Origin of the sequence: Chryseobacterium candidae, assembly GCF_004916905.1 — a bacterium.
Taxonomy (GTDB): Bacteria; Bacteroidota; Bacteroidia; order Flavobacteriales; family Weeksellaceae; genus Chryseobacterium; species Chryseobacterium candidae.
Genome location: NZ_SDLV01000010.1, coordinates 188097 through 199177, shown reverse-complemented (window position 1 = coordinate 199177; position 11081 = coordinate 188097). Strand labels below are relative to the sequence as shown.

Below are 11081 nucleotides of genomic sequence, written 5' to 3'. Positions count from 1 at the left end.
ATTTACTTCGTAGAATAGTCCATTAAGCAGGTAACTTTTTGTGTATATTTACTACATATTAAAAACTTATAAAGTTTAAATCAGATACATTAAGCAGCACCAATGAAAAAGATCCTGATATTTTTAGCTATTGCTTTCTCTCTTATTATCAAATCTCAGCAAAAAAACGATTCCCTGAATATTGCGCTTCAGAATGTAACCAAGGATACCCAATTTGGTCTTGCTCTCAGTGGTGGCGGTGCAAAAGGGTTTGCCCATATCGGAATTCTGAAAATGATTGACTCATTGGGAATCAAAGTAGATTATATTACAGGAACCAGTATGGGAGGAATCCTGGGAGGTCTGTATGCAATGGGGTATAATGCTGACCAGCTGAAGAATACGATCTATAAAATGGACTGGAACAGGATTTTAAGTAATAAAATTCCTTATAATAAAGTCAATATCAGCGAGAAAGATGAATATGATAAGTATATTCTCGAATTTCCTGTTGTCAAAGGATTTCCTACTCTTCCGAGTTCTTATATTGAAGGACAGTACATGGGAGAAGTGCTTAATACGCTTACTTTCAATGCTAAACATATTAATGATTTCAGCAAACTGAGGATTCCTGTGCAGCTTACTTCTTCTGATATTGAAAACGGAGGCCTGGTGATGCAGAAAGAAGGATCATTACCGTTGGCAATTCGTTCCACACTGGCCATTCCTGCCGCTTTTGCTCCTGTCTATATTGATGGAAAACTTCTGGTAGATGGTGGTTTGGACCGTAATTACCCAGCTAATGAAGTTCGTGAGATGGGGGCAGATTTTGTGATTGGAGGCTATACCGGTTTCAGGCTTTTTACGAAAAAAGAGATTGAGAATCCGATGAAGATGATTTATCAGACTCATGCCATCCGTTCTGTGGAAGATTTTAAACATCAAAAAGAGCTCTCTAATATTCTCGTAGACTTTGTGGATCCATTGGGAGAAATTACCACAAAGGATTTTGCCAGATTCAGAAAGATTATCAAAATAGGAGAGACTGAAGCCAGAAAACACCTGCCTGAATTTGTAGCTCTGGCAGAGGCGCAGCGAAAAGCCGGAATCCAATATGAGCATAGGATGATTGAAGAGGTGAAACTGCCTACAACAAAATTTACTTTTAACGAAGAAGACGGAACGCCTATTACTGATGCGGCTGAAATTGAAGTACTGAAAAAGCAGATGGGACTTACGGAAGGGAAGTATTACGATGCAAAAACGGTTAATGAAGCCATAGACCGTGTATTCGGAATGCGCCAGTACGTTAAAGTGTACTATACCTACACGAATGTAAATGATGGTCTTGTGATGAATGTATTTGTGAAAAGAGCAAAAAAAGGAGCTTTTAAACTGGCACTGCACTATGATACAGAACAGTCTGTAGGAATTATCATCAATTATACGTACAGGAATATCCTGCTGAACAGATCAAGGTTTCTCGCAACAGTAGATGTTTCCGAACGTTTTAAAGCTAAACTTGCTTATCAGCAGTTTCTGGATAGCGGAGAGCGTCTATGGCTGGATCTGGAAGCCAAGATGGTTCACCTGAAAAGTAATGACCTGAACTTCAGGCTGTATGATATAAGTGAAGATGGTAGTGACCGTTTTCCTAACCATATGTATCGTAATATAACCGGAAAAATTGCTCTGAATTATAATATAACCCCCAATTCTTATCTGTCTCTGGGAACGGAATTCAGTACAGAAAGAATGTACAGCTTACTGGATAAAGTAGACCAGTCGAAAGTGGACAATTACAGTAAAAAGCTATATAACCACAGTAATTTCAATACTTTCCTGAAATTTGAACAGAACAATCTCAATAAAAGATATTTTACTACAAAAGGAAATCATCTTCAGGTGAGTACAAGATTTTATTACGGAGATCAGTATGAGCTTTATGACCTGAACACGGTTCAGCCTCTTCTGTATCTGATCCTTAACCCGAAAGAATCTTACTATTCCGAGCCTAAAAACCTTGTTTCATTCACATTAAATGAAAATTTTTTCTATCCGATCACAAGAAGGCTGACGGTAAAGGCTAACGTATTTTTGGGGACAAGTTTTGGATCAAAGAAAGAAGATCAGGTTCCCTATCTGTTTTTGAATCAAAAGTATAATCTGGGAGGCAGCGAATACAATTACGATCTGTTAAGCCCTGAATTTAATGGTCTTCGTCAGAAAGAGCTTCCGATGACTTCGGTGGCGAAGGCAGCCATTTCATTTCAGTACAGAATTATGAAAAAACTTTATATCACCCCTTCGTTCAGCTATGGAAAGGTAAGTGAAGAGTTTTCGCCTTTTAATGACAGTTTTGATATGTTTGGCTACGGATTGAATCTTGGTTACGAATCTCTTATCGGTCCTATTGGTTTAAATATTTCCCGAAACAGCCAGCTTGATTTCTCAAGAATCTATTTTAGTGTCGGATTTAAGTTTTAAGGGAATGTACCATCTATAATTAAATTACTGAAGCAAAAAGCACTTCATTGCTGAAGTGCCAAAAATTAACTTGAAATGAGATATGAAGAGTGATTGATTTTACAGTTTTATCTTTTTGCTGATAGTTTTTCCATTAGAAAGTGTGACTTGCACAAGATATACTCCTGATTCCAGGTTTCCGGATTCAAATACTGTTTTGTTAATTTCCTGCTGAACAATCAGAGCACCAGAAATACTGTAAATGCTAATGTTTTTAATACCATTCCCGGATTTAGCTATAATTTGTTGTCTGAGAGTATAAATATCAGTACTGTTTTCTGATGATACAGTTCCTCCAGCAACCTTGCTGAACTGAAGATTGTAATAAGGAGTAACAACTTCAAACGTATAGTTTTTGTTTTCCATATCCTGAATGTTGATTCCTCCGGTTTCACGATATTGTTTTTGCGAAATACTTTTGATCAGCGTTTTATTTTCATCAAAAATATGTACAACAGTAAGTTCTTCCTGATCTACTTTTAATTGTAAAACCGATTCATTCACAGATTGTACAATTTCGTTTTCGGCAACTTGCTGAGGCGTGTTTTTGATGTATGGAATTATTTTATTTTCATTGTTTTCTGATACTTTCAATAAATAGACTCCATCTTTTAGAGTGGATAAATTTTGATTGCTGGCCGTTCTGCTCTGAGCTTTTTCTTTATTGAAATCTGTAATTTCAACCAGCTGCATATTGCCCAGATCCGGTTTTATCTGTGAAGATAAAAGGGTAGATCTGTCAGAAGTTTTCTCTGCTGACTGTTTACCGAAAACTGATCCTGCAATCGCCCATTCATTAAAAAGTCCGCCACTTCTCAGCATATTGAATTTAGCATTGGAAGCTAAAGTGAATGGCAGAATTCCTCCCACATGCCCTAATGGTCCCCAGTAAAAAGAATCCAGTTTATATTTATTCAGATCCCACCATGGATAATAGCCACGCTGAACATCAATAGTTTTGGAGGTGTTTTCTGGTGGAATAGCTAAATCTATGGTAGAATGTCCCAGTGTCATAGGTGTTTTATTATACCAGTCGTAGACATCCTTAGGCTTCATACATAGTCTTAGTTTGTTATTAGGATTATTAGTAACATCATTAACAAAGCTGTTTGTAAAAAGCTTTCTCCATATAACAGGTCCCCATAGAAGTCCGCCATTATCCTGAACCACATGATAATTGTATTTGTCAAGATATTCAGCAGATATAACTTCTGAAATATCATTATTATACGTTTTATATCCTGTATTGTTGCAGGTATGAAGAACATTTGCCAGAAATGAAGTGAACGGATAAATATCTTTTTCCAGGACTCCTTTATTTAACGTTACTCCGGAAAAATCATAAGGCCCGTCCCCCATGTAAGCATATTTGAATTTTATTTGAGTGGGATTTGAAATACTTAATCTTTTTAGCGTAGACATAGCAGCGTGAGCACCTTGCGAATATCCGGCCAGGAAATACTCATCATAGCGTTTAATGTTCAGTTGGGCCAATACTTTATTCGCGGCCGTTATAAAATCTATGGTAGCTCCGGCTTCGGTGGCATAATCTACATAAGGGTGAGTTCCGTCTCCGGTTCCCATTCCTACGTAGTCGGGTGCCATCAAAATATAACCGTTGAGTACATAGGATAGCTCAACAACAAATCCAGCGGTTAATACTCCTTTCAAATTAGACGGGACATTATGCCTGCTGTCTGTAGTTCCGTGATCCGACACTACTGTTGAGAGTTTAAAGGGTACATTAGGATACATCAGCAATCCTGTTGCTTTTACAAGAACATTGTTTTCATTTTTGGTGTAATAAGTGATTTTGTATCCTTTCAGCCCAAGATTGAAGCTGTTCAGGTAGTTTGCAAATTCCGGAGTATTCTGATCACCAAGATTGTTGGCGATAAAATTGATGACTCCCTGAGGCGTTAAATCCAGTTTCTGTTCGGCACTTACAATATCACCAGCCTGCTGTGCAAAATAGAATGAAGCTGTAAGACTTAGTAAAAAAGTTGTGATTTTTTTCATATTGTTTGTTTTTGCGTGGTATTAAAGTAATAATTTTAATAAAACAACAAAAACTTTATAATATCAATAATTATTCACTGAATATCAATTCTCTAAAAAGTGAGTAAAATAAAAGAGTCTGACCATTGGCCAGACTCTCTATTTATATTTTTATCTTTTTAGAAAGCGTTGATTCCTGTAATATCCAATCCGGTGATTAGCAAGTGAACATCATGTGTTCCTTCATAAGTAATTACAGATTCCAGGTTTGCAGCATGTCTCATCATTGGGAATTCCCCCATGATTCCCATACCTCCAAGAATTTGTCTGGATTCTCTGGCTATTTCAATTGCCATATGTACGTTGTTACGTTTAGCCATAGAGATCTGAGCAGGAGTTGCTTTGTGGGCATTTTTAAGATTTCCCAGCTGAAGACATAATAACTGAGCTTTTGTAATCTCTGTCAGGAATTCGGCTAATTTTTTCTGCTGAAGCTGATAAGAACCGATTGGCTTTCCAAACTGTTTTCTTTCTTTAGAGTATTGAACAGCAGTACAGTAGCAGTCTATAGCAGCACCGATTACTCCCCATGAAATTCCGTATCTTGCAGAATTCAGACAAGATAAAGGTCCTTTCAGGCCTGTTACTCCCGGAAGCAGGTTTTCTTTCGGAACTTTTACGTTGTTAAATACCAGTTCTCCTGTTTTGGAAGCTCTCAGGCTCCATTTATTGTGGGTTTCAGGAGTGGTAAAACCTTCCATTCCTCTTTCAACGATTAATCCCTGTACTTTTCCTTCTTCATTTTTTGCCCATACTACTGCGATGTCGCATAAAGGAGAGTTGGTGATCCACATTTTAGCCCCGTTCAAAAGATAATGATCTCCCATATCTTTAAAATAAGTCTCCATAGAACCCGGATCAGAACCGTGGTTAGGCTCAGTCAATCCAAAAGATCCGATCATTTCTCCGGCAGCAAGCTTAGGAAGATATTTCTTTTTCTGTTCCTCAGAACCGAATTCGTTGATAGGAAACATCACCAATGAACTTTGTACCGAAGCAGCAGAACGTACTGCAGAATCTCCTCTTTCCAACTCCTGCATAATCAAACCATAAGAAATCTGGTCTAAACCTGAACCGCCATATTCAACCGGGATATAAGGTCCCAGCGCTCCGATTTTCCCCAATTCTCTCATAAGATTAGGAATATCTGTATGATTTTGAGCAGCCTGATCTATCTGTGGCATTACAAAACTTTCAACCCAGTCTCTTACAGATTGGCGGATTAGTTTATGTTCTTCAGTAAGCAAAGCATCAATTCCATAATAGTCAGGGATGCTTGTAAGAGGATAATATGACATGATTTTTTGATTTGGTTAAAAGTAACATTTTTCGTGGTGTCCTGAAAATTTTTTTAAAAACTTATCTTGGTATTGGTTTTCAGACAGATAATGATTTTTTACTTTATTTATTAAGATAAATTTGGTCTTTTATGACTCCTCATCATTAGAGATGGGGTACTGATTGGTAGAATTATGAACTTCAGTTTTAAATTTATACAGATAAGGTGCTTTATTGGCAGAACCATCATAGAGTTTTTCCATTCTGTCCAGAATATTTAAACTTAAAATTTTTCGCTGAAAATTATTTCTTCTGAATTTCTGGCCTAAGATAGTTTCATAAAGAGCCTGAAGGTCCTTCATGGTAAACTTTTCCGGAAGCAGATTGCTGGCCGCTACTTCTGTATTGATATTCATTCTCAGATATTCAAGACCTGTCTCTATAATTCTGTCGTGGTCGAATGCCATTTTGGGCAGTTTGCTGACCTCAAACCATTCACAGCTTTCATTAAATGCGTCAGGAAAAGTGTCAGCCAGCGAAAAATCAATTAGGCTGCAGTATCCTACTGTGACGAACCGCTGGAAAATCCAGTGATCTTCAGGAACGGTTATTCCTTTATTTTTAAGGAGAATCTGATGTACATTATTCTCTGTACGGTCTATTCTTCCAAAGGTGTGAAACTGTTTCAAAAATAATCCTTTAAGATGGGTTCTTTCAAATAAAACTCTTTCAGCTGCTTCTCTAAGGTCTTCGTCATTGAAAACAAAACCACCCGGAAGTGACCATAGATCCAGATCATGATATTTTAAAAGCAGAACTTTCAGAATATTATTATGAAAGCCGAATATAGTGCAGTCAACAGAAATATGCGCTACGAAATCTTTAGTGTCAATAAGCTCCTGTAGCGTTTCTTTACTTTTTGTGTCTTTGATTTTCATGGCAGTAAAAATAAAACTATTTTCTATTTGTGACAGTAAAATATATAAAACTAATCACAAAAAGCAGAATTACAGAAGATAAGATGTATAAAGGGTAGTAGTTTAATAATTGTTTTTCAAATAAAATTGCCATAATAATAGAACTGACGGAGCTGCCCAGAGAAGAAAAAATGACAATAAGCGAAGTGAAAAGATTAATTTTATCTTTATCCACCTGCGCAATCATTCTTGAATTGATTACAGGATAGAGGGGGGAAAGAAACAATCCGATAACCGGAAATAAAAAAAGTAAGAATCTCGAGTCTTCGGAATCAAAATACTGTATCCCCAGTATAATAATCAGTAAGGCGATAATAAGAGCCATACAAGTAATATAATACCTGGGTAATGAAAACTTTTTAATTATACTCGCCGTAGCTGTTCGCCCGGCATAAGAAAAAATAGATAGAAAAGAAGTCGCCTGAAGTGCAAAAAAAGAATTGACCTTCAGGTGGTTTCTATAAAAAGAGGGAAGCCATGAATTGAATCCCTGTTCTACAAACACGATAAAAAAGACCACTGCTAAAAATAAAGCTACCACAGGTATGGTAAACCCTGACAGTTCTGAGAAAATACTCTTGCTTTCCATAGACCTGGACTCTACTATTTCTATCTTTGAAAGCAAAAAAATAGTCAATACAGATAATAAAGCAATCAGCAGGAAACCAAACTTCCAGAATTCCGAGTACTGGCTGGAAATTAACCATCCAAAACCCGTATTCACTAGGAAAATCCCGATCATAAAAGAAGCTTCTACATTATTCATGGTCTTTGCCAGTGATTTTTCATCCGAAATATTATTCCTTATAATTCCAAAAACACAGATTTTTCCAATGGCAAAACACGCTCCTATAATCGCAAACCACAGTTTATAAAACCAGAAAACTTTTACAAAAGGAAGGAGGCAGCAACAGAATCCAACAATAGCCAGGGCCAGAATCAATGCTTTTTTAGGTCCGGTTTTATTGATAAAGCTAACCGCAAAAAGCGAAATAAAAGCAATGGGTAAGTCTTTGAAAGATTCTAAAAGTCCCAGTTCTCCATAGGTGATTTTTTCTTCTGACAACTGTAGAATCACAAGTCCCATACAGTTTAGAACCATTGAAAAAATGAGAAAGGTAAGTTTTAATGGAAGAGAAATTTTTGAAGGCTTGACGATCATTTTGGGAGATAACTTTATTAATTTTTTATGAAATTTTATGAAATATTGATGCTAAGATAGGGCTTCTAACCCTGAAAAATAAAAGAAAAATTAAAATATTTATGAATAGAATGTTAATTAATTAAAAAAAAATATATTTTTATTGTCTCAATTTGAGAATTAAACAATAACTGTATATGAATGTAAGAATATCAAGAAGTGTAGGAGTGGTTGCCGTCCTCTATTTTACGGCCAACTTCAGTGCCCAGACCACCAAGGCGAAGGACACACTTGCTAAAGAAAACAAAATAGACGAAGTGGTAGTTATCGGTTACGGTACTCAGAAAAAGAGTAATGTGACAGGAGCTATAGCAAGCATTAAAGCCAGCGACATAGAAAATATTCCTTCTGGTAAGCCGGAACAGGTTTTACAAGGAAGGGCTGCCGGGGTTTCTGTAGTGACTAATTCCGGGCAGCCGGGAGCTGCAGCAACTGTACGGGTAAGAGGGATTACCAGTTTTGGGGCGGGAAGTAACAGTCCTTTGTGGGTAGTAGACGGTATCGTTGTTGATAATATCGGATGGCTTAACCAGTCTGACATAGAAAGTATCGAAGTCTTAAAAGACGGTGCTTCATCTGCCATCTATGGAGTTTCTGCTGCGAAGGGAGTAATTCTGGTTACCACCAAAAAAGGGAAAAGAGGAAAGCTAAGCCTTTCTTATAATGGGTTTTATGGCTTTTCCAACGCTTCTAAAAAACTGGATCTCTTAGATGCTACACAATATGCTAAAATCATTAATGAAGGTTTCGTTAATGATGGACAAGTACCCAGGTTTACAAATCCTGAATCGTTTGGAAAAGGAAGCAACTGGCAGGATGCCATTTTTGGAACAGGTGAAAAATCTTCTCATGAAGTAAGCATTACAGGAGGAAACGAAAAGTCTACCTATTATACATCCTTCGGATATTTTGATCAGTCAGGGATTGTACTGAGTGATATTTCTTATTACAAAAGAATCAATGCCAGATTTAATTCAACACATAAAGTTACAGACTATCTGACAATAGGGCAAACCTTTGCCTATACCCATGTGAAATCTCAGGGAGTAAGTGCAAACGAAGAATTTGGAGGACCGTTGGCTTCAGCAGTAAACCTGGATCCTACCACGCCGGTTGTTGTAACAGATTGGTCTATGGTAGATCCTAGTGGTTATACCAATCCCTACATTATTAGGGACTCCAATGGCAATCCTTATGGAATTTCAAGATATGTAAATCAGGAAATGACTAACCCACAGGCTTTCCGTCACATACAACAGGGAAATTATAACTGGTCAGATGATTTTGTAGGAAATGTTTTTGCAGAGCTTAAGTTTCTTGATCATTTTACATTTAAAACCAGCCTGAATGGTAAGAAATCTTATTGGGGAAGCCGTTCTTTTACTCCGAAATATTATTTAAGTCCAAACTATAACAATACCAGCTTCAACAGTCTGAATAAGGTAGACGAAAATAAATTCGAATGGAGCATGGAAAATACGTTGACCTATCAGAATAAGTTTGGAAATCATAATATCAACATTATGATTGGGCAGGGAGTTTACCGATACAATATTGCTGGAGGGGCGAGTCTAACCTATAGTAATCTTCCTATTGATAATTGGCAGGATGCTTCTTTCAATTTTAATATTCCACAGGATAATATTACCGCAACAGGATGGGATGGTATTGAAACACGTAAAGCGTCTTATTTTGGTAGAATTATTTATGATTATGCCGATAAATATTTATTTACAGGAACGATCCGTAGAGATGGGTCTTCAAAATTTGCGACCAACCAGCATTGGGGAACTTTCCCGTCGATGTCCCTTGGATGGAATGTTCATAAAGAGAACTTCTGGCCGGAGAACAGAGTAATTAATAACTTAAAAATAAGAGGAGGTTATGGTGTTTTAGGAAATGATGAGATGGATAATTTCAGGTTTGCAAGTTTCATGGTTTCAGGAAGTAATTATACCAATTCTGGAAATAATATCATCATTGGATATGCACCAAGTACACTGGAAAATCCAAATCTGAAATGGGAGCAGACCAGCCAGCTGAATATTGCGGCTGATTTGAAACTATTTAACAATTTTACCCTTACAGCAGATTGGTACAAAAAGAAAACAACCGATATTCTTAGACAAATCAATATCCCTGGTTACGTAGGAGTTCCGAATTTACCTTGGTCAAACGTAGGAGATATGCAGAATACAGGTCTGGAGCTTGAATTGGGATATAAAAAGAACTGGGAAGATTTCGGAATTTCAGTTAATGGTAACTTCGCTACCATTAAGAATGAAGTTCTTAGGCTGGAAGATGATATTAAATACTTCAACCTGGCTTCTTTCCAAACCATGGGAGCTGTATCAAGAGTAGCTGTAGGACAGCCTTACGGATCATTCTACGGACAAACTTATAGTGGTGTTTTTCAAAATCAGTCACAAATTGATAATTATGTAAATGCGAACGGAGTAAAATTATTACCTGATGCCAGGCCGGGAGACTTTATCTGGCAGGACAACAACGGAGACGGAAAAATTGATGACAATGATAAAGTAAACCTGGGAAGCTCTATCCCGAAATATACTTTCGGACTTACTGTGAATCTTAATTATAAAAATTTTGATTTAATGATGTTCGCGCAAGGGCAGGCTGGTAACAAAATTTTCCAGGGTTTAAGAAGATTGGATATGCTTGATGCCAATTACCAGACCAGAATCTTAGACAGATGGACAGTTGAAGGATCTACCAATGATAATCCAAGAGTTACCCGTAATGATCCTAACCATAACTATTCATGGATGTCCAGTTATTACCTTCAGAAAGGAGATTATGTACGCTTGAAAATTGTTCAGTTAGGCTATACCATTCCTAAAGATGTTACCCAACGTTTCGGAATGAGTAAAGTAAGATTGTATATCACGGGAGAGAACCTTATTACATTTACGAAATATACAGGATATGATCCGGAAATTGCAGGAAGAAATAATTCCGAACAGGATATTATTGGTGTAGACAGAGCTTACTATCCGCAGGCGAGAACATTCCTGATAGGTGCTAATATTCAATTTTAATGA

At 37.1% G+C, this 11081-nt stretch carries 6 protein-coding genes; 2 read left to right on the top strand and 4 right to left on the bottom strand.

Features of this window, described 5'->3' with window-relative positions:
- The first annotated feature begins 102 nt into the window (after nt 1-102).
- Nucleotides 103-2466, top strand: coding sequence for a patatin-like phospholipase family protein (locus EK417_RS05720; protein ID WP_136521582.1), 2364 nt, complete (start codon nt 103-105; stop codon nt 2464-2466).
- A gap of 99 nt (nt 2467-2565) precedes the next feature.
- Here the strand turns inward: EK417_RS05720 and EK417_RS05715 are convergent, their stop codons facing one another.
- The 4 genes from EK417_RS05715 to EK417_RS05700 form a co-directional block, all read right to left on the bottom strand.
- Nucleotides 2566-4524 (bottom strand): T9SS type A sorting domain-containing protein, encoded by a 1959-nt coding sequence (locus EK417_RS05715; RefSeq protein WP_136521581.1) that lies wholly within the window; start codon nt 4522-4524, stop codon nt 2566-2568.
- 158 nt (nt 4525-4682) lie between these two features.
- Complete coding sequence (locus EK417_RS05710; RefSeq protein WP_076594486.1) at nt 4683-5861, bottom strand: acyl-CoA dehydrogenase family protein; 1179 nt, start codon at nt 5859-5861, stop codon at nt 4683-4685.
- Between the two features lie 129 nt (nt 5862-5990).
- A complete protein-coding gene (locus tag EK417_RS05705; protein ID WP_076594487.1) occupies nt 5991-6779 on the bottom strand; it encodes an NUDIX hydrolase in 789 nt (262 codons plus the stop codon).
- A 16-nt stretch (nt 6780-6795) separates the two neighbouring features.
- The gene (locus EK417_RS05700; protein WP_136521580.1) at nt 6796-7980 is read right to left on the bottom strand and encodes an MFS transporter; all 1185 of its coding nucleotides are present in this window, start codon (nt 7978-7980) and stop codon (nt 6796-6798) included.
- A 176-nt stretch (nt 7981-8156) separates the two neighbouring features.
- On the opposite strand from EK417_RS05700, the gene EK417_RS05695 reads away from it, so the two are divergent.
- Nucleotides 8157-11078 carry a SusC/RagA family TonB-linked outer membrane protein gene (locus EK417_RS05695; RefSeq protein ID WP_136521579.1) on the top strand — a complete coding sequence of 974 codons (2922 nt, stop codon included), beginning with the start codon at nt 8157-8159 and terminating at the stop codon, nt 11076-11078.
- The last annotated feature ends 3 nt before the right edge of the window (nt 11079-11081 follow it).

What these genes read in the sequence shown, in the direction of transcription:
- EK417_RS05720 (WP_136521582.1), top strand. Translation starts at nt 103, where the DNA reads ATGAAAAAGATCCTGATATTTTTAGCTATTGCTTTCTCTCTTATTATC.
- EK417_RS05715 (WP_136521581.1), bottom strand. Translation starts at nt 4,524, where the DNA reads ATGAAAAAAATCACAACTTTTTTACTAAGTCTTACAGCTTCATTCTAT.
- EK417_RS05710 (WP_076594486.1), bottom strand. Translation starts at nt 5,861, where the DNA reads ATGTCATATTATCCTCTTACAAGCATCCCTGACTATTATGGAATTGAT.
- EK417_RS05705 (WP_076594487.1), bottom strand. Translation starts at nt 6,779, where the DNA reads ATGAAAATCAAAGACACAAAAAGTAAAGAAACGCTACAGGAGCTTATT.
- EK417_RS05700 (WP_136521580.1), bottom strand. Translation starts at nt 7,980, where the DNA reads ATGATCGTCAAGCCTTCAAAAATTTCTCTTCCATTAAAACTTACCTTT.
- EK417_RS05695 (WP_136521579.1), top strand. Translation starts at nt 8,157, where the DNA reads ATGAATGTAAGAATATCAAGAAGTGTAGGAGTGGTTGCCGTCCTCTAT.